This window comes from Paenibacillus tritici (assembly GCF_013204885.1).
Taxonomy (GTDB): domain Bacteria; phylum Bacillota; class Bacilli; order Paenibacillales; family Paenibacillaceae; genus Paenibacillus_AQ; species Paenibacillus_AQ tritici.
This window is the reverse complement of sequence record NZ_JABMKX010000001.1, coordinates 682,122-707,015: the sequence shown is the minus strand read 5'-3', so window position 1 is coordinate 707,015 and position 24,894 is coordinate 682,122. Positions and strand designations below refer to the sequence as shown.

17 protein-coding genes are annotated in these 24,894 nt (G+C 51.1%); 1 reads left to right on the top strand and 16 read right to left on the bottom strand.

The window, feature by feature from the left end; genetic code table 11:
- Nucleotides 1-390 precede the first annotated feature (390 nt).
- The 13 genes from HQN87_RS03205 to HQN87_RS03145 all read right to left on the bottom strand — a co-directional run bounded on the left by HQN87_RS03205 (nucleotide 391) and on the right by HQN87_RS03145 (nucleotide 20,666).
- Complete coding sequence (locus tag HQN87_RS03205) at nucleotides 391-2,103, bottom strand: glycoside hydrolase family protein (protein WP_173127557.1); 1,713 nt, start codon at nucleotides 2,101-2,103, stop codon at nucleotides 391-393.
- 63 nt (nucleotides 2,104-2,166) lie between these two features.
- Complete coding sequence (locus HQN87_RS03200; protein ID WP_173127553.1) at nucleotides 2,167-5,274, bottom strand: family 43 glycosylhydrolase; 3,108 nt, start codon at nucleotides 5,272-5,274, stop codon at nucleotides 2,167-2,169.
- A 921-nt stretch (nucleotides 5,275-6,195) separates the two neighbouring features.
- Nucleotides 6,196-8,046 carry a sensor histidine kinase gene (locus tag HQN87_RS03195; protein ID WP_173127550.1) on the bottom strand — a complete coding sequence of 617 codons (1,851 nt, stop codon included), beginning with the start codon at nucleotides 8,044-8,046 and terminating at the stop codon, nucleotides 6,196-6,198.
- A 20-nt stretch (nucleotides 8,047-8,066) separates the two neighbouring features.
- Nucleotides 8,067-9,509 carry a response regulator gene (locus HQN87_RS03190; protein WP_173127547.1) on the bottom strand — a complete coding sequence of 481 codons (1,443 nt, stop codon included), beginning with the start codon at nucleotides 9,507-9,509 and terminating at the stop codon, nucleotides 8,067-8,069.
- A 120-nt stretch (nucleotides 9,510-9,629) separates the two neighbouring features.
- Nucleotides 9,630-11,237, bottom strand: coding sequence for an extracellular solute-binding protein (locus tag HQN87_RS03185; RefSeq protein ID WP_173127544.1), 1,608 nt, complete (start codon nucleotides 11,235-11,237; stop codon nucleotides 9,630-9,632).
- A 120-nt stretch (nucleotides 11,238-11,357) separates the two neighbouring features.
- Nucleotides 11,358-12,254 (bottom strand): carbohydrate ABC transporter permease, encoded by an 897-nt coding sequence (locus tag HQN87_RS03180; RefSeq protein WP_173127541.1) that lies wholly within the window; start codon nucleotides 12,252-12,254, stop codon nucleotides 11,358-11,360.
- Entirely contained in the window at nucleotides 12,248-13,198 is a 951-nt protein-coding gene (locus tag HQN87_RS03175) for an ABC transporter permease (RefSeq protein WP_173127539.1), read from the bottom strand. Before HQN87_RS03175 ends, HQN87_RS03180 begins: the two co-directional genes overlap by 7 nt.
- Nucleotides 13,199-13,397: 199 nt before the next feature.
- Nucleotides 13,398-14,645 (bottom strand): MFS transporter, encoded by a 1,248-nt coding sequence (locus HQN87_RS03170; RefSeq protein WP_173127536.1) that lies wholly within the window; start codon nucleotides 14,643-14,645, stop codon nucleotides 13,398-13,400.
- A gap of 128 nt (nucleotides 14,646-14,773) precedes the next feature.
- Entirely contained in the window at nucleotides 14,774-16,129 is a 1,356-nt protein-coding gene (locus HQN87_RS03165) for an erythromycin esterase family protein (RefSeq protein ID WP_173127532.1), read from the bottom strand.
- A gap of 166 nt (nucleotides 16,130-16,295) precedes the next feature.
- Nucleotides 16,296-17,126 carry a phosphoenolpyruvate hydrolase family protein gene (locus HQN87_RS03160; RefSeq protein ID WP_173127529.1) on the bottom strand — a complete coding sequence of 277 codons (831 nt, stop codon included), beginning with the start codon at nucleotides 17,124-17,126 and terminating at the stop codon, nucleotides 16,296-16,298.
- 24 nt (nucleotides 17,127-17,150) lie between these two features.
- A complete protein-coding gene (locus tag HQN87_RS03155) occupies nucleotides 17,151-18,368 on the bottom strand; it encodes a Tm-1-like ATP-binding domain-containing protein (protein WP_173127526.1) in 1,218 nt (405 codons plus the stop codon).
- Nucleotides 18,369-18,476: 108 nt separating this feature from the next.
- On the bottom strand, nucleotides 18,477-19,676 hold the full coding sequence (locus tag HQN87_RS03150; protein ID WP_173127522.1) for a phosphoenolpyruvate hydrolase family protein: 1,200 nt from the start codon (nucleotides 19,674-19,676) through the stop codon (nucleotides 18,477-18,479).
- A 75-nt stretch (nucleotides 19,677-19,751) separates the two neighbouring features.
- Nucleotides 19,752-20,666: an NAD(P)/FAD-dependent oxidoreductase gene (locus HQN87_RS03145; RefSeq protein WP_173127519.1), complete on the bottom strand. Its 915-nt coding sequence runs from the start codon at nucleotides 20,664-20,666 to the stop codon at nucleotides 19,752-19,754.
- Between the two features lie 532 nt (nucleotides 20,667-21,198).
- Between HQN87_RS03145 and HQN87_RS32020 the strand changes: the two genes are divergently transcribed.
- On the top strand, nucleotides 21,199-21,537 hold the full coding sequence (locus HQN87_RS32020) for a hypothetical protein (protein ID WP_216857106.1): 339 nt from the start codon (nucleotides 21,199-21,201) through the stop codon (nucleotides 21,535-21,537).
- Between the two features lie 61 nt (nucleotides 21,538-21,598).
- Here HQN87_RS32020 and HQN87_RS03140 read toward each other — a convergent pair whose 3' ends face one another.
- The 3 genes from HQN87_RS03140 to HQN87_RS03130 form a co-directional block, all read right to left on the bottom strand.
- Nucleotides 21,599-22,951 carry an MATE family efflux transporter gene (locus HQN87_RS03140; protein WP_173127737.1) on the bottom strand — a complete coding sequence of 451 codons (1,353 nt, stop codon included), beginning with the start codon at nucleotides 22,949-22,951 and terminating at the stop codon, nucleotides 21,599-21,601.
- A 205-nt stretch (nucleotides 22,952-23,156) separates the two neighbouring features.
- The gene (locus tag HQN87_RS03135) at nucleotides 23,157-23,741 is read right to left on the bottom strand and encodes a MarR family winged helix-turn-helix transcriptional regulator (RefSeq protein WP_173127516.1); all 585 of its coding nucleotides are present in this window, start codon (nucleotides 23,739-23,741) and stop codon (nucleotides 23,157-23,159) included.
- A gap of 125 nt (nucleotides 23,742-23,866) precedes the next feature.
- Nucleotides 23,867-24,616 carry an AIR synthase related protein gene (locus HQN87_RS03130; protein WP_173127513.1) on the bottom strand — a complete coding sequence of 250 codons (750 nt, stop codon included), beginning with the start codon at nucleotides 24,614-24,616 and terminating at the stop codon, nucleotides 23,867-23,869.
- Nucleotides 24,617-24,894 lie beyond the last annotated feature (278 nt).

Here is a 24,894-nt window from a genome sequence, read left to right as displayed (position 1 = left end):
ATTTGATATTGAAGTAGACTTTTTCATGAGGTCGCCTCGTTTCGTATGTTTGTAGGGGTACAAACACTTTAACGAATCAGCGGCCTTTTTGCTACCTTATTTTGGGTAATCAACAGGCTTAGAAAAACGTATCTTAATTTGCCCGTTTGCGAGGAATACGGGGAAGCAAGTGGATGAACAGCATCTACTAGTATGCGTTTTCGCAACTTGGGGTGAATTGGGAGAATTTAAGTGCTGTTTATCCATCTGCTGTTATAGAAGTGACCAGTCATTCATCAGCAAGTGGACAAAATCCATCTGCTAATTCCGCTTCTCTCAACTTCTTATATTTGCATAATCAAAAGCCACAACCCGCTAGTGCCGGGTTGTGGCCTCTGATTGTGTCTGGTGCTACTGTTTCGTCTGTGCCTGCTGGGTAGGACCGAAATTGGCGGCCCCGGTGAAATGGACATCGTCCGCTGACGGATAGGTTTTCGGGATGCGCAAATCCCGCTGGTACAGTCTTAAGTGCTCTCCGCGAGGAGCGATATCGACGACATCACAGCCTCTCCACGATACCGTATATTCCTCGCCCCGTACCGTTTCTTTCACCACCGCTGTCTCCAGCGGATGCTCCAGCTCCACCATAGCCCCTGCCGCTACATTGTGGAACACCAGCAGGTTGCCCTCTTTTGAGGATATGCAAGCCACTCCATTAATCTTCATGCTAAGGTTCTGGCCCATCCAATCGTACACCCGTACCGCTACGTCACATTGCTGCTTAGGCGTGACGGAAATATAGCCGGTATCAGGATAATTCATGCTCACCGTGGCTTCCTCCGTCTCCTTGTCCACGGGGATATTGACGAGTACTCTCCCGCCCGAGAATTCCACCGCCCGGTTCCATACGATCTCCAGGGCCACGGGAGCCATGCCGACGCAGCAGCCTGCAATGGAGCGGAATTTGGACAATGAGATGGAGTTGACAAGGGAACCGCCGGTGAAGCCGCCAATCATTCTCTGATCAATCTCCCTGTAGGTGACTCCCTCCCCGTCAGGCAAAGTATTGTCTGTCACTACATAGGAAGATACCTTGATCTGATTCTCCACCAGCTGGTTCCGTGCAAACAGGGTCATATCCTCCCAGTATTCCTCGTACCCGGCCAGAATCAATTCATTGGCGCATTCGATCATATCCTTGATGCAGCAGGTTTCACAGTGCTCCTCATGCTGCGGATGCCACTGGGCATATTCGGGCACCCAGCCGAAGGAGGACGACAGGGAACGGATATAATCATAGATTCCTTTGCCTGCGGTAATATAGCGCCTGGTGCCTGTAATCCGTCCAAGACGGACCAGCCCCGAGGCTACCCAGCCTGCGGAATGAACATGGCCGAAGAACTCCAGCTTGTAATTGAAATAACGCGAAGGCCCGAGCAGGTGGTTGGCAATGCCGACTGCCAGATCCAGCGCTACCTCGTCTCCGGCGAGCTCATATCTGCGCACCAGGGAGTGAAGCACAATAGCATTTCGGATGGCCTGCTCGCCCCTTCCGGTATGCCTGGACAGATCGAACCCGCCTTCTCTCAAATACACATCATTTGGGAACTCATAGATCGGTTCTTTCTCCTCATAATCTCCCGACCAGAAGGTTCGGACCTTCCTCTCTATGACAAGGGAGCGCATGCCTCTGACCAGCCCCGAAGCTCTCTTCTCCGCCTCCAGATCCTCTGGATGATTCTCCACCATCCGGTTCAGCGCCGGAAGAATATAGCCCATTTCATGAAAGGAGATATGATTCGTATGCGTCCAGGGGTATGGCTCATGAAAGCGCAGTCCATGCTCTCCCCAGGATTTCATGAGATGACGGTAAAAGGAGAGCTGAACCTCCGCTCCCTCTTCCGTCTTCAGCATTTTGCGGACGGCGTCAATGGCTTCGTACCAGGAGCCGACCAGTTCGGCATCGTCTACCCGGCAATGAGCAGCTTCGGCAGGCTTCTTGTGAGGCAGCACCAGCCAGTACGGCAGATTATCCTCCTTTTCATCCACCATGGATGTCAAGTATCCCAGAACAAGCTGCGCATTGTGCAAAGGTTCAAATTTCTCGTATGTCTGAGTTGACATATCTATTCCTCCATAGCCCCCTCTGCATCAACAGATTGATCCTTCGATTCAGGCTGGGCAGTATTAGTAATTAGTAGTAGTACTGTTAGTGTTAGTAATATTAACCTTGAAATCGTCGAAGTCAATGGAGGCATTTGCGTAACCGTCAATTCCGAACAACTGGCCGGTCAGCTTGCTGCCGCCGGTATGGCGGAAGCTGAAGTTCGTCGCTACCGGAGCAGGAGCATCGTTAATATAGACGGTATAAGTTTTGGCGTCCCAGTTAGCGACCATTTTGACTTTGTACCATGTGTTCAGACTGAAGTCTTTTACCTTAACCTTATTGGAGCCTCCATTCTGCACGACGATTTTACCCGTATCAAAAGCCGTGACCATGGAATAATTACCGGTGCCGCTATCGTTTCTCACCATGGCTCCATTGGCGTAAGGGAAGCTGCTGTTCAATCTGACGCGATATTCGATAACGATACGCTGATTCGCGGCGGCCTTAACCTCACCTGTATACGGCAGGAAAAGGTTGGCCTTGCCCGCTGTAGCAGCAGTCGTCAGCCGCAGGAATCTATTCCCGTTCTCTTCCTGCACAGTGGCGGCAGCGCCGCCGGTGAGAGCTTCGCTGACAATGCCGTAAGGGTATTTGCCTGCCGTGTCGCCGGAGAAATCCCGGTAAGCGTTATAGAACACGCCACCCTGCGTGGTATTAAGCGAACCTAACAAGGCGGCTTCTGCTTCAGCAAGCTTAGTCAGCTCTCCGTCATACTGCTGCTTGGTCAGCTCGGCGTTCCCGGCCAGCTCCTCCGCATGATCCACCGCGGTTGTGAAGGCATCATACTTAGCTTGGCTGTAGTTGCCCGCCCCGTTACCCAGAGGATAGGAGAAATTGGCCAGCTTATCGCGGAGCTGCTTCACAATCTCGTCCAGGCCATAACCCGGAACCACTTCTACGGGAACGGTGGAGAAGAACTCCCGGCCATCCAGACTCAGGGTAACAGGCACCTGAACCGTGCCAAGCGAACTGAAATTAAGTCCTGCCAGGTCCCGGCTGACGACAGCGGCCTGCTTCGGCTCATGGTTGTAGACGACATCCACAACGCCTGGCAGTTTGGGAGGGATTCCGGAAGGAGTCTTCACCGCAGTTACCACTTGAACCGCCTCAGATGCTGCGATGACAGTCAGATCGTATTCCGCCTGCTTACCGCTATACACGGCTGTTATACGAGCTGTGCCCGGTTTCACCGCATACACCGCATGGCCAACCGAACCGGACTCCAACCTGGCTACCCCGGGATCACTGCTGGTATACTGGGCACTGCCTGTCACCTTCTGAACTTCATAATTGTTATAATGTGCTGTTAGCTGAAGGGGCAAGCTGGTCTGCCCGCTGGTCAGGATAGGGGATAACCCCTTCATTACAACAGACTGCACCGATTTAGGCTCCGCAGTTACGGTAATCGCAGCCGTAGTTGTTTTCCCGTTGTAGACAGCGGTGATGGTCGCACTGCCTGCCTTTAGAGCCTTAATCTGATTGCCTGTAATAACGGCTACATTCGTATCTGAAGAACTTAAGACCGCTCCCGTATTAATAGGGGCATAAGTAGCGCCTGTTACCGAATACAGGGGCAAACTGCGGGTTTCCCCCAAGCCCAGCGTGAACCCTGGAGCTTCAAATAGAAGTTCTGACGTATTCAGCCGGAACACATCCATACTGTCGATTTCGGCAACATTTTTTCCCTTGTAGAGACTGATCGTGTTGCTGCCTTGCTGAAGATAGACCTTCGCCGTGGAAGCCCCCCAGCGGTTCAAGCCCGAATAGACAATGTTCAGATTGGCACCGGAGCCGCCGTTGACCGTCAAGGTATGGGAGGCCTCTCCCGCATCCGGTGAGCCATTGGCATTACGTACAGACAGCATATAAAAGCCTGCCTGCGGCACGTTAACGGTAAACCGGGCATAATCATTGGTGTTGCTGATGCTCGCGACCTTCATCCCGCCGGATGCGGAGACTTCCCGCCGGACAGCCGGGGAAGATTCACCAGCCGGATCTTGTACCAGTAGAGCTGCTTCCGCTTCATAACGCGTCCGCAACGGCTCACCCGAAGGCACTGCAATTGGACTATTCGGATTGGCGGGTTCGCCCAGATTCGGCGTATGGTCTGCCTTCCAGGTGAACTTCTGCGCACGGACATTGCGGGTCCAGCCTGAGCCCGGCCAGCGGGCGGTATGGTAGATAATCCAATCCTCTGTACCGTCTGGAGAGGTGACGATGCTGTGGTGGCCAGGGCCGTACACGCCATTCGCGCTGGAGAAGACCGGCTGGTCGCGCTTGATCCAGGAGTCCGGATTCAGCAGATCATCAGTGAGCTTGGCGGTAATCAGCCCGAGGCAGTAGCTGTCAGTCCAGCTTCCGTTGGCCGAATAGATCAGATTAATGGTGTCTCCCTTTATAGTGATCTGCGGGCCTTCATTGATTCTGCCCGGGGATGTCTCCCAAGCATGCTCAGGCGTAGAGATCAATACCCGCGGCGAGCTTATGGTCCGCGGATCGCTCATCCGGGCGATGTATAGATTCTGGAAGCTTCCGTCCGTATCTTCCCAGCCGGACCAGATGAAATAGTGTTGGTCACCCACCGTCAGCACCGTGCCGTCGATCGCCCAGCGGTCGGTGGAATCGGTGATTTTACCTTTGAACTCCCAGGTTCCGCTCAGCGGATTTGCACTGGCGTTCTCCAGCACGTACATACGGTGGTTGGCGTTGGTTCCGTTGTCGGCTGCGAAGTAGATGTACCATTTGTACGCTCCGTCCGTATCCTTGAGATAGTGCATTTCCGGCGCCCACACATTGGAGCTATACTGGGTCCCCTTAACCGGTGTCCAGGCCAGGCTCCGCTCACCCGCTTCAATGCCGGTGATGGTCTTCGACCTGCGGATCATGATTCCGCTGGCATTGACGAATACATTGTAATAATAGCCGTCCGTGTGCTGGTATACCCAGGGATCGGCTCCCGTCTGCATAATAACATTGTAGAAATCGGACACGTTATTCCCTCCTTGCACAGCGGCCGTCCCCGGTGAAGCTGGCGTTGACTCTTCCGCAGCCGCCACCCCGCCCCATTGTGGCAGCATCAGTAGCAGTGCGAGACACAGCAGCAGAACCCTGGATCTTTTTCCAGACATGTACAGCCCTCCTTTGACAGATAAAAACGCTTTCATTTTTTTTCATCTCCCTCTTGCTTAGATTTTTATGGGTTAGCGTCCTCATTCTACCTTCTGGAGAACATTTAAAAAATGTACTATCTTAAATGGTTTTTGTAACCGTTTTAGAAAAAGTGCCTTATCTAGGGCGGGAATCCAATAGAATCAACCGGAGGATGAATCTGAGGGTATATAAAATGCACTTAAGTAATTGAATTTGAAACTTCGTCGTCACTGCGGTGAACATTTGGACTTCCGGCCGCTGTTGTCCCCAGATTTCTTGATTAATACCGCTGTTCGCGGGTGAAATCCAGTGACAGCTTATGCTTACGAGGTAGCTTTCCTTCGGAAAGCTTTCGGGCGGTCGCTACCGCTCCTCCAGTTCCAAATTTCCCAATAAATAGTTAGTTGGATAAACGTATCTTAATTTGGATCGTTTGCAGCATCTGAGAGAATTAGTTGGATAAACGTAATTTAATTTCACGGATATCCGCTACTCTGCTCGAATTGCCGCCTAGTAAGTGCTGTTTTTCCAACTGTTACCCGGCAAGGGCTCCTACGTTCATGAGCAAGTGTAGTTAATCCAACTGCTTCCGGCTACGACAGGCGCTAACGACAGGCGCTGCCACATCCTTGCCCATATTGTTGCCGGCTCCCCCAGCTATGCAATCACATGCACTCAAAAAGGACACCTCCCGGTTAAAGGATGTGTCCTGATGGTACGAGTGTGTCCTGATGGTACAAGTGTCTCCTGTTGGTACGAGATAGGCCTATCTGCCCTCCCGGTAACCATCTGTCTGATGTGCTCCAGAGGGAACCTTGGGAATCCGGCCGGATCTTACGAATTACAGACAGGGATATTCTGTCCGCAGGATCTACGCAGGATCTACGTAGAGTCATAGCTCACATTCCCTCGGTTTGTCTTATCTCTTCAATCGTATTGCAGTCGAACGGCAACTGCGGAATCTTCACGGTCACGGTCGTTCCCTGGCCGAATCGGCTCTCGACGGTGAGCCCGTAGCCCTCTCCGAACAGCATCCGCAGCCGGTGATGAATATTCGTTAGCCCGATGCCTTGTGCCGGTTGTCCGTCTGAGGTTCGTTCCGGGTAATCCGTACTAAGCTTGGCCTGAAGGGCGGCCAGCTCCTCCGGCTCCATTCCCCTCCCTGTATCTGTGATACAAAAAGTCACATCCCCGTGCACATCGGTACTCCCGGTAAGCAGGAGCCGCCCCCCTTGATCCATGCGCTCCAGTCCGTGATAGACAGAGTTCTCTACAATAGGCTGGAGGATCATCTTGGGCGTCTTCATAGACAGCAGCCTCTCCTCCACTTCAAGCTCCATGGAGAATTTATTCTCGTAGCGGATGGAGATAATCTTCATATACGCCTGAATACAGTCCACTTCTTCCCCGATCTGTACAAGATTATCTTTTTTGATGCTGTACCGGAAAATCTTGGACATACAGTAGGTAATTTGCGCGATCTCCCTGCTCCCGTACTCCAGCCCGATGCTGCTGATACAATTCAGCGTATTATAGAGGAAGTGCGGGTTGATCTGGCTCTGCAGGGCGGCGAATTCCGCCTGCTTCTGGCTAAGCTCAGATTCATAGAGTCTGGCCTGGGTAGCGAACATATCCCGGGCCATCTCCTCCATTTCATCCATCATCCGGTTGATGTCGCGGGCCAGGAGGCCTACCTCATTGGTGAACCGGACTTTAATGCGGAAGCCCATGTCCTTGCGGGCGACCCTCTTCATATCCATAACCAGTCCCATTAACGGACGCATCAGATTGTTCATGAAGAAGCTTCCGGTTAAGAGCATGGTTAGAATAATGCCAATGCCGACGATAATACTGACCTTGCGCATCGGGGCCATGTCCGCAGTCAGCTCATGCACCGGGATCATACTAACCACCCGCCACCCGTCTGCCTGCTCCAGACCCTTGACCTGAACGAGAATCTCTTCTCCGTCAATGGTAGTCTTTACACCGTGAAGCAGACTGTCCTTGTCCATAGCCAGAACTTCCCGGAACAATGTGCCCCGTGCACTCGAATTCGTGGAAGCAATCACCTCGTCCCGGTTATTCAGAATATACAAGGTGGAGCTCTGCGTGAATTCCGTATCTTCTACCAGCCCCTGCAGCTTGTCCATGTTGACCATCACGGTGCAGTAACCTGTAATCTGGGAGAAATAGACTCCCCCAATGTTCTCCACAATCGGCGCGATATAGAAGAACTGTTCCGTACCTGTCCGTACGTCCTTCAGAATCGTGGTGAACCTCCCCCGCTCCCGCAGCAACGGGTCATCCTTATATTTCTGAATAAAAGTATCATAGGGGTTGATGAAAAAAATATCGCCGCTTGCCGAGTCCAGACTGTGCAGCCGCCTTCCCTTGATGTCGTTAATGACGATACCGTTCACATAGGAATTGAAGGATCTCATATATTCCATAAGATCCAGTGCATACGGACCGCTGTCGAACGCTCTTTTGTAGTCATCGACCTCCACGGAGAATTCCTGAATCAGCTTGCTGTTGACGGCAATGCCGGTGCTGACCCGGATATCATTGAACACCGTATCAATCTTGCGGCGGGTCTGTTCGATCATCTGGTTGCCGTAAGTGGCAGCCCGTTTCTGGGTTAAATTAGAGAAGCTATGGAAGAAATAGATCTCCATGACGGTAAATATAACGATCGAGAAAAAAAAGATAAGCCATATCTGATGTTTTAATTTCACTTTACTCGTCTTCATGGCTTACCGCTCCGATCCGATTAGCTTTTTCTGAATTTGGTGGGCGTCATCCCGCAGTGCTTCTTGAACACTTTGTTGAAATAATAATAATCCACATACCCGGACTTAACGGCAATTTGCTCAATGGACAGGTCCGTATGCTTCAGCAGCTCCCGGGCTTTCCTGAGCCTCAGCTCTGCCACATATTCGGAAAAGGTTCTGCCCAGATTGTTCTTGAACAACTGGCAGCAATACACCTGATTAATGAAGAACTGGACAGACAAATCCTTCAGGTACAGCTTCTGCTCAAAGTTCCGGTCGATATAGGCGACCATCCGGTTGAAGCAGGATTGAATATCCCCTTCCTGCAAAGAACGGCTGCTGCCTTGCCGGATGACCGTAAGGACGTCATGCAAGAAGCTGCACAGAGACGCAAAGTCTTCGAACCGTTCCTTGAGCTCGGAATAATTAAGGAATTCCAGCTCCATGTCCCTCAGTTCCTCAGCATAGGCGTTGATAAGCATCCCAACAGCCTGATTCCATAAGTAGACCACCTCACCCATGCCCAATTGATGGTTCCTGAAGTATTCCTGCAGTCCTGTAATGTACACATCCATATCTTCAAGCGAATTCCCGTGAATGATCGTATAGAGTCCATCAATACAAGGTTTCATGAGATGAAGCTTCGGCTCATAGTGAACGGCTTCAGCCGTCTGCTCCAGAAAAATATGCGAGGCGGACAGGTCAGCTTCTTTGATCAGCTTGCTCACCTGCTGCGGCTGGCTGCTGATGCTGCTGATGCCCACACTTTGGATTCCCGTCTCGGTCAGCACCCCTTCATCCGGAGTCCACTCCAAGCCGCTCAGATGCTCAGCCATCCGCACGACCAGCAGCTTCCTGGACCCGGCTTCAACCTCCACGGCCGTTAGATTCCTGCCCTCCGGAGACAGCAGCTTCCTGATATCCTTAATGTCACTCCGCAAATAGACCGCAAACACCTGGTAATAGCATACAGCCATGCTGGCCGGAAGCGGCAGGAACCGCCTGATCTCGGACTCATCCCCCGAGGTCAGCGCCTCCAGAAGAAGGTGATTGCGGGCTGCGCTTCTCCGGGAGAAGTGAGCGGCCAGCTTCGCAATGAATGTATCCGCCATATCGACGTCCAGAGGCTTCAGGAAATAATCAAGTGCCCCGTAGCGTATCGCTTCCTGGGCGTATTCAAATTCTCCATATCCGCTTACGATGACAAACTCCGTGTTCATCCCTTGGGCTCTGGCCCGCTTCATCAGATCCAGCCCGGAGATATCCGGCATCCGGATATCCGTAAACACCAGGTCCGGCTGCTGTGTACACATTGCCTCCCACGCTTTGTAAGCGCTTGTAAATTGTCCTGTAATTTCAAAACCGTATTTCTCCCAGTCAAAGGCGTTCTGAATTCCTCTTATCGCCCATGACTCATCATCTACAATCATGACCTTGTACATGGGTAGCCTCCTGAACCTATGGATTCCTCTGAATAATAGTGAAGTTGTCCGGGAATAGCAACCGAAATTCGGATAAACCATGATGATGAACCCTCCATGGCTTATCCGAATATGATGAGATTATTTTTGGGCAGCTTTACTCTCTCTGTAATTCTTCACATTTTCCTCTTGAACCGCTTTACCGCCGGCGTCCATATATTCTTTCACCAGCTTCTCGTACAGCGCGTCGAACTCTGCCGGCTTGGCAACGATCAGCCTGTCAATCATTTGTTTGTTCATATCGCCCAGCGTTTTGCCGTACTTGATATTGGCTTCATTCGGGATGCCATAGTTGTAACTGCTATAGCCGTCCGTTGTATTGATTGCATAGGAATCAATAGCCAGCTTCTCATAACTCTTGTCCCCGGCTGCCAGCGCTGCCGCATAGGTTCTGACATTCTTTTCGGTATCGCCCAGCTCGGCGCCGTTAACAATCATCGTATAATCCATATTCAAGTTGCTCATTTGCATTTTTTCGCCGCTCTGTTCAATCCCGTGCGGAATGCCGTCTACCAGCTTGTGGTTAACACCTTCATCACCGAACTGCAGGAAGAACATCACTTCCGGGTCAGCCATCCAGTTCAGATATTTTATCGCCAGCTCCGCATTCTTGCTGCTCTTGGGAATGAAGGAGAATATTCCATTCTCATTATATACCTCTTTGAGGTATTTGCCTTCGTCATTTTTGAAGGTATCAATCGGAACATAGTTGGCCTCCGGCGAATTTTGCTTCAGCGGAACACGGATTTTTTGTGTCATCGGATAATCCCAGTTGGCGGCATAGAAGCCTACTTTGCCGTTTGTTACATCGGCATCCGCCTGCTTGGTTGTTTTGTCCAGGGCAAAATCGGGGCTGATCAGCTTCTCATTGTACAGCTTGTTCAGCCATTGGTAGGCCTCCTTGTTGCCTGGCTTCAGCCAGTTGGGCGTAGTGACGAATTCCTCCTCGGACAGGGGCTTCCAGAACGATTGCACCAGATTGCCGAAGGTGTAGTTCATACCGGCAGCCGCTGTAGCCCAAGGGATGACGCCGTCAACATTACCGGGGTTCTTATCGCGGAAGGCCACCAGCGTCTCATACAATTCATCCCGGTTCGTCGGAAGCGGCAGGCCCAGCTTATCCAGCCAATCCTTGCGGATGAACATTCCGTTCCAGGCCAGCAGGGTCCGCTTGCCCGGAATGGAGACCTGTTTTCCGTCATATTTGCCGTAGGATAGCACATTCTCGCCCAGGTAAGCCTTCAATTGCTGCCCGTGCTGCTCCAGCAATTCGTCCAGCGTATAGAGTCCCTTGCTTTTGGCGAAGCGGGTGACCAGTGTCCCGTCGTAGGTGAAGGAGATATCAGGGGCCTGGTTCGCGGCCATTAATACATTCAGCTTGTCGACTTCCTGGGAGCGGGGGACAGGAACAAATTCTACCACGGCGTTATTGGGCTTGCCGAATTTCTCATTGACGTATTGGGTCCATTTGTTGTTGTTCAAATCCGGCTGTCCCTGAACCCCGCGGTCGAACACTTCTACCGTCAAGGTTGCCGGGGCACCGGCAGGGGCGCCGGAGGCAGTCGTTGATCCCTCTGACGACGATGTCTCCCCGCTCTTGTTGCCATTCCCTCCACAACCTGCCGCAACACCGGCCAGAAGCGTCATACTGAACAGAATTGCTGCTGTTTTCTTTATACCCGTACTCACATTAACCACCCTTTCATTCCCCTGATTGTTGAGATTATCCACGCTGTAGTTCTTGTGCAACTCTACATCTCCGCTTCAACCCGTCCGGGAATCCCCCCCTTCACTCGGACCCTGCCGTTCTCAGCCCTTAATTGCTCCGGTCATTACCCCATCTACGAAATACTTCTGGAGCTTCGGATAGATTAGCAGAATCGGAACGGTTGTAAACATCACGCTCGCTGCTTTCAGAGATTCAGGCACGATGAAGGAGCCGATACTTCCTTCTCCCCCCTGCTGGCTGTCAAGCTGCTGATTGGCCGAGATGATCTGGTACAGCTTGAGCTGCATAGGATACAGCTCTTTCTTCGTTATATAGAACAAGGCATCCTGGAAGCCATTCCACCGGTCCACCGCATAGAAGAGGCTTAATGTGGCAATGGAAGGCAGTGAGAGCGGAAGCACAATCCGGAGGAGAATGCCCAGATCCGAACACCCGTCGATGGACGCTGATTCCTCCAGACTCTCAGGAAGCGAGGTGAAGAACGTTTTCAGGATGATCAGGTTGAAGACACTCATGGCGCCCGGCAGAATCAGACTCCATACCGTGTTCATCATACCGAGGTTTTTGACCAGAATATAGGAAGGAATGAGTCCCCCGCTGAAATACATTGTGAAGACGAGGGCGGACAGAATGAAATTTCTTCCCCACAGCCGCTTCTTCGTTAACGGATACGCCGCGCAAATGGTCAGGAACATACAGACGACGGTGAAGACAATCGTAAGCACAATACTGTAACCCAGCGTATACAGCATATCCATATCGCTCAGAATGGTTTTGTACGTTTCGATTGTGAAATCTACCGGCCACAACCCTACCTTCTGGGCTACAATCGCTTCGTTAGAGCTGAGTGAGAGCGCAATCATATATAGGAACGGAACAATACATGTGAAAGACAAGGCCACAATGAATACTAGAATCGCAATATCGGCTACACTCATTTTTTTGCCTGGACGCACATTCTTCACCAGCTTTACCATATTCCATCCTCACCTAATTTCTTCGCAATATAGTTGGCGCCTATGAGCAGGGTCAGACCGACCACGGATTGGAACAAGCCTACCGCTGTAGCCTGGGAGAAGTCCCCTGAGCTGATGCCCACTCTATACACGAAGGTACTGATTACATCAGAGTACTCGCTGACGAGGGAATTCCCCATCACGAAGGGGCGGTCGAACCCGATGGACACCATCCGCCCAATCTGAAGGATCAGCAGAATGTTGATCGTCGGCTTAATGCCGGGCAGAGTAATATGCCACATTTTGCGGAGCCTGCTGCACCCGTCCATATCGGAGGCCTCATACAATTCCTTATTGATCCCGGTGATCGCCGCCAGATAGATGATCGTCCCCCAGCCGATATTCTGCCAGACACCAACGAAGATGTAGGTGATCAGCCAGGGGACTTTCTGCGACAGGAACTCAATCTTCTCTAGTCCGAGGGCAGCGATGAAATGATTGACCATCCCGCTGTTCGAGAACATCAGGTATACAATCCCCCCAATGATCACCCAGGACATAAAGTGCGGCAGATACAGGACGGTCTGGGTTATTTTCTTGAATCTGGCCTGCCCTACTTCATTCAGCAGAATAGCCAGCAGAATCGGTGCCGGAAATCCCGCGATCAGATCCAGAACGTTCAGCACCAGCGTATTCTTCAGTGCACGATAGAAGCTGTCCTGCTCGAAAATAAAACGGAACACATCAAGCCCCACCCACTCGCTGCCCCGTATGCCTTCAAAAATGTTGTAATCCTGGAAGGCCATAATCAACCCGTAGATAGGGGCATATTTAAAAATGGCAATATAAGCAATAGGCAACAGCAAAAGGGCATACAGTAGGGCATCCCGTTTGATTCTGAGGAGAAAAAGTTTCCCTCGTTTGATCCCGACTTGATTTGGTTGACTGTTTAAAACCGCTTTCATTTCTCTCATCCCTCCGGCTGTATAAAGGATCGCTCATGTCCTTCATTATACTTACCGGGCCGGATAAGAAAATGTAATCGCTTAAATGATTTTGGTAATTAATTAAAATCCGGCTGCACAAACAAATAACCCCGCACAAGCTCCCCTTTACAGGGAGTATCGTACGGGGTGAAATATGATCTCTATAGAGACCGTAAAGTTACGTTTCTTGTGCAGCGGCAGTATGATCCGGCGCTTTTTGATTCATGATCGGGATCATTACCAGTGCACCCAGCAGGAATAATATCCCTGCTCCGCTAAAGATCGTGCTCAGCGAAAAGGAGGTCTTAAGCGCACCGGCGAAGGACATGGAGACGACCATCATTCCGACAAACATCGGATTCAGCACTCCGTTGACCCGGCCGACAATGGAAGAATGTGACCATTTCAGAATCATGGTACTGATCCCGATATGAATGCAGGGGAACACCAGCCCATTCAGAAACTGGACGCTCAGCGTGAGCGGAATGCTTGTGGAGAACCCTACAATGGTTGTACAAATAGCGCCTGCCAGCATACCGATCGACAGCAGAAGCTGCGGTGGTACTCTTTTGGCGAAGACGGCTACGATACCTCCCCCGATCAGCATGGCTGCTCCATTCACCATAAGCATATATTGCAGGAATTCCTCGGTCTTGCCCAGCCGCTCGGTCACGATGAACAGATTCAGTGCCTGGGCTACACCAACGGCGAGTCCCGCTAAAATAAACGCAAGTCCGAGCATCCGCAGCACCTGACTCTGCCAGACATAACGAAAGCCTTCAACGAAGTCTTTACGGAATTGTCCTTTGACCGCTGCGGTCTGTTGCTTCATATCATCCTCGGGCAGACGAATTAAGACGAGTGCTGACAGCAGGAACACCACGCCCATGACAGCGATGGAGATTTCAAGGCCAAAGTTGCTGTAGACGAAGGTGCCCAGCATAGGCCCGAGCACCATGAAGATGGCCATCAGCGATTGAAAGAGTGCCATGCCTTGCTGCAGTTGTTCCTCCCGCACATGATACTTGAATAACCGCATGCTGGAAGGCTGAGAGAACTGTGACAGAATAGCTGAGATGAATGCTACCAGGTACACGGATTCCCAGGAGCCGAAGTGAATGCTTAGCAGCACGCCGAATACCGATACCGCGGATAATAAATCGCACCAGATCATCGTTCGCTTCGGCCGCCACCGGTCGGCAAAGGTCCCTCCGATGAATGAAAAAACAAAAATGGGTGCAAATTCAGCTACACTGATCAGGGAAATCGCATAGGGATCATTGTTGGTCCTGTCCGCCACATACAGGAGGATCGCAAAATTCCGCACCCAGATGCCAACCTGCAGCAGCACGCTGGATAAAAGAATCGTCTGCAGGAACCGGTTACGGAACAGGCTCGGCGGATTTGCGCTATCGGTATGACTCATCAATCTAATAACCCTCCTATTTATCCACAAAGTACACTCCTCTTCATTCAGGCATGTTCTCCTTTCCCTTCCTCATTATACGGACCAGACCCGGATCAATAAAGAGGGAAAAAGAGAAATTGGAGTGCTTAATTTGCTATAGGGTGGGAGGGATTGATCTGATGAATAAGCAGTATTCCGTCATACTGATCACGGGGAATCATTTTCTCATCCAAAACGCCCCAGGCTTTGGCAGTACGGGGGGTATACATCCATTCAGTGGATGAAGTTAATGCTGTATCCCTCATGTTAATGAACCGGGCCGTACCCATTCCTGTACCCAGAATATCCTCCAGACTATCTTTTTCATGGGGCATGACTTGCTCAATCTTCCCGTTATTCTTGTAGGAGCTTCCTTCATAGGCATATAATCCAATGACATATCCGGACTGCTTCAGCGAATGCGGAAGCATCTCCCCCATCGTGGGGTACGGATTATGATCGTAATCGAAGCCGTTATGCTCTGTGATCATGGTGGAGTTATGCTTACGTATGTGATAGTTGTGTCCCCAGAGAATCATCTTCTCATTAGGATAGACCGTGTCTGCCAGCCAAGCTACATTCCCTGCCATAACGCGGTCTCTTTCATAACTCCCTTGCTTCAACTGCTTCTCCGGGTCAACCCCTGCAAGCAGTTGTACGATATGAGGATGGTACGTATCCAGCATATCAATCCTGTTGTTCAATACACGTTCGATCAGAGACACAAGCTTGGGCTGCCCGGGATAGGTTTTGCTTAATTGATCTTTATTGTCTTTAACAAACCGCTGGAAAATACTATATTTCTCCTTGATTTTATCTTTCTGACTATTGAAGACTTCGATATCTTTGATCCCGTTGAGGTTCAAATACCAGCGTTCCGTTTGCGCAATGGCTTTGGCTTTGCCGGAATCCACCTTGGCAAACCATTGTTCAACGAATGTTATAAACGGCTCAGTCGTACCCTGGGAGTCAAATCCGGTCAATAGGAGCGGATGCTCTGTTCTGCTCTGCTCGGCAATATATTCAAATAAAGGCAAGTTCTCTTCTACCTGCCACACACCGTAGACCGTGCTTGTCATCAATTCTTCCGGCGTCATCTTCTGGATCTGAGTATACGCAGCAGCCGTATCCGCTAAATTGGACTCGAAGGCGAGGACGTTGTACCCCAGCTTTTCATGCAGGAATTTCACAAGCCTAACCTTCACGGAGTTGTATTCTGCGGCTCCATGCGAAGCTTCGCCCAGGCTCACCAGCCGTTTGTCCGCTAATATCGGCTTAAGAAACGCTAAGTCGGAGTATAGGTCATTCTTAGCCGTCGTTATGGATGTAATGGTGTGGGCGGACATCGTGGGCGTTGCTTCTGCTGAAGGTGCTCCGGTCATATAAGCTGCTTGCCCGGCGGTCATTACACTGAAACTGCATAATGCTGTAGATAAGATAACTTTGCGTAATAAGTGATTCATTAGGTTAACCCCTCTCCATGTATATGAGCATCAGCTTATCACGGCGAGGTTAAAACGAGTCTGCTGCGGAGTTTAAAATTGGTTTAAGTTTGGTGTTCAATAAAATTCAAATAAAAAAGACCCTTAACTATCAAGGGCCTTAATCAAAATGACTGGTTTGTCCTAGTTATTGCCGGATCGACTTGAAGGACTCGGTCTGCTGGGTAATGCCCTTCTCTGCCGCAAAACGCTCAATGCTCGACGCCCCGAAGAATCCGTCGATGCCTTTCGTTCGCTTGATGACATAAGCGGCATCCTCCGGCTCGGCAATCGGTCCCCCGTGGCAAATAATCATAATATCCGGGTTTACTGCCCGGCCGGCTTCAATAATCGCCTCAATTCGTTCTACACAGTCGTCCAGGGTCAGCGCGGTCTTCGCGCCTATCGTACCCTTGGTCGTCAAGCCCATATGGGCAACCAAAATGTCAGCTCCCGCCTCCGCCATAGCTTGAGCCTGTGCAGGGTCAAAAACATACGGGGTGGTCAGTAAATCCAGCTCATGGGCGATACGGATCATCTCGACCTCCAGGTCGTAGCCCATACCGGTCTCCTCCAGATTCTGTCTAAACACCCCGTCAATCAAACCTACGGTAGGGAAGTTCTGAACCCCGCTGAAGCCTTGCTCCTTCAACTGCTTCAGATATACCTCCATCACCCGGAACGGATCGGTGCCGCATACCCCGGCCAGAACTGGCGTATGCTTGACGACAGGCAGTACCTCCGAGCCCATCTCCACAACGATTTGATTCGCATCTCCATAGGACAGTAAGCCTGCGAGGGAGCCGCGCCCTGCCATTCTATACCGGCCGGAATTGTATACAATCAGCATATCCGCCCCGCCCGCTTCACTGCTCTTGGCCGTAATCCCTGTGCCTGCCCCGACACCGAGGAGAATCTTGCCCGCCTTCACCTCATCCTTGAATTTGGCCATAATTTCTGATCTGGTTAGCTTATTCATTCGTATATCCTCCTTAGGTGTGTGTCAGGAATAGGATGCCTGCAAGAGTTCAATCAGCTTATGCGCGGCGGCCTCTGCAAAGGCCGGATCGTTGATGGCGCAATCCATCTCTATCACTTCGACGCGCGAACGGTCAACCTGCTTACGCAGGGTATCGAACAGCATCCGGTCCTCTTCCGGTCCGTAGAAGGGCTGGCCCTCCACATCAATGGCCGAAATGCCCCTTAGCGGCAGCATCAGCACGGTGCTCTCCTCTGCCAGGTTCAGCTTCTCTGCAAGCTTCCGGCCGATCTGCTCATTCTCTGCCACGGTCGTTCTCATCAGGGTGACAGTCGGGTTATGCTGATAAAAGGTATGGTCCTTGAATCTATCCGGTACGGTATCTGCCGGTCCGAAATTGCACATATCCAAAGCCCCCACCGAGACTACCTGCGGAATACGCTTGCGGCTGGCCGCCTCCAGACGGTGCGGCCCAGCATTCAAGACCCCGCCGATAATCTCATCGGCCCACTCGGTTGTCGTCAGGTCGAGTACGCCTTCAATGAACCCGGCCTCGATGAGCGCCTCCATCGACTGTCCGCCGATGCCTGTGGCGTGGAAGACAAGCACCTCGTAGCCCCGCTCCTCCAGGTGTTTTCTTGCCGCAGTTACACAAGGCGTGGTCACCCCGAACATCGTGGCTGCAATAAGCGACTTCTTCTCCGGGAGATGTGAATGCTCGAACGTAAGCATTCCCGCTACCGCAAATATCGCATTTGTAAATATTCTCGTAGAAATCGAATTCAAGCCGGCAACATCCACCACAGACGGAATCATGATAATGTCACTCGTCCCTACGTATGGCGCTGTATTTCCGGACGCAACGGTCGATACCAGCACCTTCGGAACGCCAATCGGCAAGGCTCTCATGGCCGGTGCGACCAGTGAGGTTCCGCCGGTGCCCCCAAAGGAGATGATTCCGTCGAACTTCCCCTCCTTGTACAATCGGGGCACCAGCTTCTCCAGTCCTTTGGACAGAACCTCGGTCGCCAAAGCCCGGTCCTTCCTTGCAGCCAGCTCCTCAATATCCATGCCAGCGGCGGAGGCGACCTCCCGGCCTGATACATCCGGGGCAAAGGACGGCTCGAATACCCCTGTATGGATCATCAGGGTCCCCAGTCCAAGCTCCTCTGCAATCCTCTTGATGTACAGGTACTCCTCACCTTTCGTATCAAACGTTCCTGCTATTGCGATGGTCTTCATTCTGCTGCCTCCTCATATGAATCATCTGGAACAGTGCTCCATTCGGGTAGCCGAGCGCTATAGATTCATCATACGGGGTTCATTTAAGAATGAAAACGCTTTTAGGTGCTATATTTTTGTGTTTAGGTTAGATCGGTACCGCTTGGGGGAGCAGCCCTTCAGTTTTTTGAACATTTTGCTGAATTGGGCATAATCCGGATACCCTACCATCGCGGCCACCTCGGATAATTGGAGCTGCGGTGCCTGGAGCAGCGTGACGGCCTTATGGATGCGGAAGTTTACAAGATAGGTCTGGAAGCTGCAGCCCACCTCTTTTTTGAACAAGCTGCTCAAATAACTGCGCGAAATATGGGCCACCCTGGCCAGATCCGCAAAAACAATTTCATCGCTGTAGTTCTGAGCCACATATTCTTTGACGAACTCCACGTAATCATAATGTTTGGTGATGCCGCTGAGCATCTTGACCATGAAATCATCCTCATTCAGCTTGCCCAGGCGCTTGAAATCCCGGGTGATTGCCGTAAGCGATTGCTCGGATGGAATCCGTTCAAAGGCAGACCCGCCTATGTAACCCATAATGTCTGTGTTGTCGCTGTACATGTACTGGACATCGACCGGTGTCTTCACCGGACCGCCGTATATCATCCGGATGACCTCCGGCTTAAGCTGCCTGCAGGCAGCGACAATACGCAGTGCCCTTGCTTTGGCTGCCTCCAGGGATACCACCTTGCGCGCCCCGAGTAATCCGCCCTCGGTCAGGCCGAGATGGGCACAGATCACATCTGCCCCCGCCCCGATCATCTGGACTGCCTGGGCTTCATCGAATACGAAGGCCACCGTGAACAATCCCTGCTGATGGGCCAGACCTATGGCCTCAACCTCCCGTTCATAGCTGATCCCCTCTTCCTCCAGAGCCTCTCTGAACAATCCGTCGATCAGGCCCACCGTCGGATAATTATTGACCCCGGCAAAACCTCTGCCCTTGATCTCTGTTATATAATCACTCATCTCTCTGGTAGGATCGTTCGCATTCAGCCCAAACAGAACGGGAGTCTCCCTCACCAGCGGCACAATTTCTCTTGACGCAAAGTCCATCACCATATCATTGCTGTTGCAGAAGGGTAAAAAGCCTGCCAAAGAGCTTCTTCCCATCTGCCGGAATTTGCCGGAATTCAGCATTAATATGAAGTCCGCTCCGCTCTGGGCGGCAACCTTGGCTGTGATTCCCGTTCCCGTCGAGACGCCAATAATGTGATTCCCTTCGCGCAGCTGTGATTGCAGACGCTCCAGTACGGCAGTTCTGTTCAAGCTCTATCGCTCCTCATCTATCCAGATTCCTCTTCAATTATAGCAATGATCCGGATCAGATGGAGACGGGTCAGATCATCTGCTGTTATTCTGCCAAGCTTCCTGATTCAATCTACCGTTGATAGCAGCACCAGCCAAGGCTCCCGATGCGGCGGCAGCTATGGACTGATGCATCATGGAGGCCGTATCGCCTGCTGCGTAAACGCCGGGTACATTGGACTCTGCAAACTGATCGACGGCAATAACCCCCGTATCCGATAGCTCGCAGCCTAGACTAAGCGGCAGCTCCGTTCCCAGAACCAGCTCGGGTCTGAAAAAGATTCCCTTGCACGGGATTGCTGTTCCATCAGTAAGCACCACATGGTCCACCATTCCTTCATGGGATGAAATCTCACGAATCGGGGCGTCGAATAGCGGAAGCTGATGAGCCCGTAATTCTGCGCGTTCGGCTTCACTGAGTTCATCAGGACCATTCGTGCAGACCGTGATATGTTTCGTCCAGCCCGATAGCAGCGGAGCAAAATGCATCAGCACCGCCCCTTTGCTAATGACAACCAGCGGCTGGTCTCTTAATTCCCAGCCATCGCAATACGGGCAGACAAATGCGCTCTTTCCGTAGACCTCGCTCAACCCTTGTACATCCAGCTTGCGGTCCTTCATGCCTGCGGCAAATAGCAGCTTCTTGCTGGTAATGCTCATTCCTGAAGCGGTCTCCAGCAGGAAGGCTCCGTCTTCACCTGTAACTGACACTACGGTATCCTCTAACTGAGTGACAGACGGATACACGCGCAGCTGCTCTTGGGCAATCCGCCGGAATTCACCTGGACTGATTCCATCCCGGGTCAGAAATCCATGTGCCTCCCGCGTGACCGCATTACGGGGGCGTCCCTCATCTATGACAATCGTCTGCTTCCTTGCGCGGCCCAGCATTAATCCGGCGTTCAAGCCGGCAGGGCCTCCTCCGATAATAACTATATCAGCTGTATTCATGAATAGTGAATCCTCCTTGTGGGTTGTAATATTGTAGACTTTAAAGATATTAGTTGTCCTTGATTGGGCAAAAAAAAGATTTGGTATAAGACGGAAGACACACTAAAGACTTGAGCTTGAAGCGGAGTCGTCACTGCGGTGAAGATTTGGACTTCTGGCCGCTAACGCTTCTCCAGTTCCAAATTCCCCCTCCGCTTCTTTTTGCTTTTCGTTAATTTTTTAAGTACTTCTTAAATATTTAAGCGCGTCACTCTATCCTCGCACTCAATCAAGGACTATACATATCCATAATAGCTTTATTATTTCATGGTGTCAAGGATGGGGAGAAGAACAAAATCACCCTTCGGTTGGATAATGTATGAACACCTGCGGTTCAGACAACTCGTAGAGCTATCTCCACCATACCCATCTGCCCCTCACTGGAGCATCCGGCCCACGCCCCCTCGCACCAGCACATTGTATTCGGTTTTTCTGTGAAAATACGTCTGGCACGACGATAACGCACAGCCTACGCGGCACGACCAATCCAATTGTGTTCGGTTTTCCGATTACATTCAGCCTACGCGGCACGTCCGGTCCAATTGTGTTCGGTTTTTCGTTTACATTTGGCCTGCGCTACCCACCCGGTCTAATTGTGATCGGTTTTTCGATTACATTCGGCCTACCCGGCGCTCCCGGACCAATTGTGTTCGGTTTTTCGATTACATTTGGCTTACGCAGCGCTCCCGGTCCCAATGTGTTCGGTTTTCCGATTACATTCAGCCTACGTGGCGCTCCCAGTCCATTTGTGTTCGGTTTTTCGATTACATTCGGCCTGCGCTACCCACCCGGTCCATTTGTGTTCGGTTTTCTGTTAAAATTTGTTAAATAGATGGACAGACACGTTCTGTTTTTAGGTACGCTGTTCATTCACTACCTTTAGAACCCAACAACTAGATCCCCACTGCCCCAACCTCAGGCTGCAATTTGTTGCGGAGGACATAGAGCATGACAGCCCCTACAAGGAAGGCGGCAATATCCGAAATGACCAGTGACCAGATCACGCCGTGGAAGCCGCTCATCCGATTCGCGATATAGAGTACAGGAATCAGAGTGAGGCCTTGAATCACAGACATAATGAACGCTGCCGTTCCTTGCGCGGTGGCCTGGAAAATCCCTATGAACAACGAGGTCATTCCTGTGATGAACAGGGATAAGAAGGTGACATGCAGAATGTAGCTGCCCATCTCAATGAACTGCGGATCATTCGTAAACAGACCGATTAAGTGGTCCGAGCTCAGATAGACAATCACACCGAACACGGCGGCTAAAGCTCCAATTACTTTAATCGTGAATTGAATGGTATGCTTCATCCGCAATTTATTCGCTGTATAAGAGAAGGCAATGAGCGGTACGACTCCCTCACTTAGACCCATTAGAATTAACTCGGGGAATTGCAGTAATCGCGATGAGATTCCGAATCCTGCAATAGCCTGCTCCCCATACCCCGCCAGATAACGGTTAAAGATCAGCGACATCGCCCCCATGAAGACACTCATCACGAAGACGGGGACTCCGATTTTGAAGACATTGCCCAGAATGTTCCGGGTAGCCTTGAATTGTCGGATGGAGATCGTCAAGAATTGACTCTTAGTTAAGATATGGCAGGCGTAGTACACACAAGCAACCAGGTTCGAGATGACTGTGGCAGACGCAACGCCGATCACATCCCAGTGGAAGACGAAGATGACTAAGGCATCGAGAACAATATTCACAGCCATACTGAGCAGCATCCCGATCATGGATGTCATGGCCGCACCCTCCGCACGGACGATACTCTCCAATGTGAAGAACAAAATAAGGATAGGCGAACCTATAAGCATAATTGTGACATACTCCTTGGTATATCCGAAGGATTCAGGCGTTGCCCCCAGTGCATGAACAATGGTACCAATCAGCGGAAGGCAGGCAGCCATGGTGATAAGTCCAAGAACTATACTGCTATAGAAGGCAAAGGAAGACACATGCCTAACCTCATCCGTGTTCTTCTCTCCCAGCAACCGGGAGATGAATGCGCTGCTGCCCACGCCGACCAAGTTGCCTAACGCCATAAGGACCGCGAATAACGGTAAAGTCAGAGCAAGGGCGGTTAGCATTGCAGTATTGTTAAGAGTGCCCAGGAATAAGGCATTTAAGATGGAATAGATGACACCCATCGACGTCCCTAACATCATCGGTACAGCGAAGTGGGCTACAGCCTTGGCGATAGGCGCTTTTTCAAAATAATGGAGATTCTCTGTATTCACAGGGGTCACCGCTTTCTTCAAGTTTTATCTGATATTAGTTAGAATTCTAACTATATGAAGCCCTCGTACCGCAGCACAAACTAACCTGCACTGCCCATCTGCCTCTAGTTCGCTTGTGGAGAGGCAGTGCATGGCTGTTTATCTCGCTGAAACGGTACCGTCCTTTTAAAGGACGGCAAAGCCGTTTCCACTTGACATATGCTTATTAGTCACGGAATCCTCTGCGAAAACGTTCATCGCCCATATTTCTCCACATCCCGCTCATCTCTCCGCGCATGGCCATTAGTTTCTCGAATTCCTCGGAGCCGATCCGCTCCTTGGCAGCTTCCATCCATACCGCCATGAAGTCACGGTCGGTGTCACTTCCAAGCTCTTCTTCCAGCGCTGCGCTTATACGTACCAAGTAATCTCTGAAGGCGGTCTGCTCCTCTTGGGACAGGCAGGAGAATATGCCGGAGCTGTCGACTTCTGCTTCCTCTTCCTCTTGGCCTTTGGGTGTCAGGTAGATCAGCATAATGCGTTTGTCTGTCTCTGAAGGTCTGCGGGTAATATATTCAGCCTTCTCCAGCTTGGCAAGTAATTCATTCAGCGACGATATCCGGATGTCCAGCATGTAAGACAAATCCTTGGTACTGATCCCGTCCTTCATCCGCAGAAAAGCAAGTATCCTTCCTTGCCCCCGAGACTTATCGGCCATGGGGCCGGCTTCGGTATGGTTCTTCAAATGCTGTCTTTGCAGCAGCCATTGCAGCTTAGCGAGCTTATCATACAATTCTGCATTCATATTCATTGTGCATCTTCCTCCTGGATTTGATTATCTTACGGTACCTGCATAATGAATTGATGGTACCTGTTGAATTTATTATAACGGTACCTGTTGTACTTGTCAAAAGTTTTCTACAGGTACCGTTCATATCACTGGTACAAATGACCGATAATCTCCATCTTGCCGCCGATACTGGTCTGGAGCAATTCTAGATTACTCTTCTCTATAGTAAAAATCACCGCTGTCGCCGGACCTCCGGAAGCCTCCAGCTTCTCGGTGATGCCGGGGAGGGCCTGGAAGCTGCCGCCGTTCAGTTCAGCCAAAAGCACGGCTTCATATCCGGCTCCCTTGGACCCGACCGGATGAATGTCATGGACTTCAGCTGCGCCTGCCAGCTGCTGAAGCTGCCGGATGCTGCATTGCTTCGCTTCCTGTTCCAGGACGGCGCTGCCCACCAGCGGTTCACCAAGCATGACGATGCAGTCGCCGATAGCCGAACACCCAAGCTTCAACTGCTCCTCGTCAGCTTCACCGATAACCGTTATGCCTATACCGGTCTGGCAGGATACGAAGTTATCCTCAGTGCTGCCGTTCACGTGTGCGTCAGTCAGGCCTGCTTCATGAAGCAGCCTATGTATGCCCCGGATAATCTCAGAGCCTGTAGGGTTTCTCTCGACGGCCAGCGTATCTATTACTGTTAGAATGTCCGCTCCTGCGGACAGAACCTCCATCACGGCAACCCTGGCAGCGTAATAACCCGCGATATCCGGGGGAGTCTGAATGACATCCATCGGCTTGTTTCCTATGCTTGCACTGGAATCGCAACCGATGACCAGCACGCGGCTTCCCTCTCTCCGCACCAGAGTCAGGTCACGGATTCTTTGCACTTGCGGTTTCATAATGGTCATCCCTCTCATACTCTACTAGAACTCTACTCGGATCATCCCCCGTATCCAGACCGTGCTGCCCTGCCACTGAAATTAGTTGGATTCTCTCCACTTGCTGATCAGCAAATGGCCCGTTCAAGAACAATAGTTGGAAAAACAACACTTAAATCATCCCGATTCACCCAAAGTCATTAAAACTAATCCTCTTAGATGCCCTTTTTCCACTTGTTTCCGGCGATCCCTCTGAAATCAACGTATTAAGATACGTTTTTCCAATTGCTGTTTACGTA

What these genes read in the sequence shown, in the direction of transcription:
- HQN87_RS03130 (WP_173127513.1), bottom strand. Translation starts at nt 24,616, where the DNA reads ATGAAACCGCAAGTGCAAAGAATCCGTGACCTGACTCTGGTGCGGAGA.
- HQN87_RS03155 (WP_173127526.1), bottom strand. Translation starts at nt 18,368, where the DNA reads ATGAAGACCATCGCAATAGCAGGAACGTTTGATACGAAAGGTGAGGAG.
- HQN87_RS03180 (WP_173127541.1), bottom strand. Translation starts at nt 12,254, where the DNA reads ATGGTAAAGCTGGTGAAGAATGTGCGTCCAGGCAAAAAAATGAGTGTA.
- HQN87_RS03200 (WP_173127553.1), bottom strand. Translation starts at nt 5,274, where the DNA reads ATGTCTGGAAAAAGATCCAGGGTTCTGCTGCTGTGTCTCGCACTGCTA.
- HQN87_RS03205 (WP_173127557.1), bottom strand. Translation starts at nt 2,103, where the DNA reads ATGTCAACTCAGACATACGAGAAATTTGAACCTTTGCACAATGCGCAG.
- HQN87_RS03135 (WP_173127516.1), bottom strand. Translation starts at nt 23,741, where the DNA reads ATGAATATGAATGCAGAATTGTATGATAAGCTCGCTAAGCTGCAATGG.
- HQN87_RS03190 (WP_173127547.1), bottom strand. Translation starts at nt 9,509, where the DNA reads ATGTACAAGGTCATGATTGTAGATGATGAGTCATGGGCGATAAGAGGA.
- HQN87_RS03195 (WP_173127550.1), bottom strand. Translation starts at nt 8,046, where the DNA reads ATGAAGACGAGTAAAGTGAAATTAAAACATCAGATATGGCTTATCTTT.
- HQN87_RS03165 (WP_173127532.1), bottom strand. Translation starts at nt 16,129, where the DNA reads ATGAATCACTTATTACGCAAAGTTATCTTATCTACAGCATTATGCAGT.
- HQN87_RS03145 (WP_173127519.1), bottom strand. Translation starts at nt 20,666, where the DNA reads ATGAATACAGCTGATATAGTTATTATCGGAGGAGGCCCTGCCGGCTTG.
- HQN87_RS03175 (WP_173127539.1), bottom strand. Translation starts at nt 13,198, where the DNA reads ATGAAAGCGGTTTTAAACAGTCAACCAAATCAAGTCGGGATCAAACGA.
- HQN87_RS03160 (WP_173127529.1), bottom strand. Translation starts at nt 17,126, where the DNA reads ATGAATAAGCTAACCAGATCAGAAATTATGGCCAAATTCAAGGATGAG.
- HQN87_RS03170 (WP_173127536.1), bottom strand. Translation starts at nt 14,645, where the DNA reads ATGAGTCATACCGATAGCGCAAATCCGCCGAGCCTGTTCCGTAACCGG.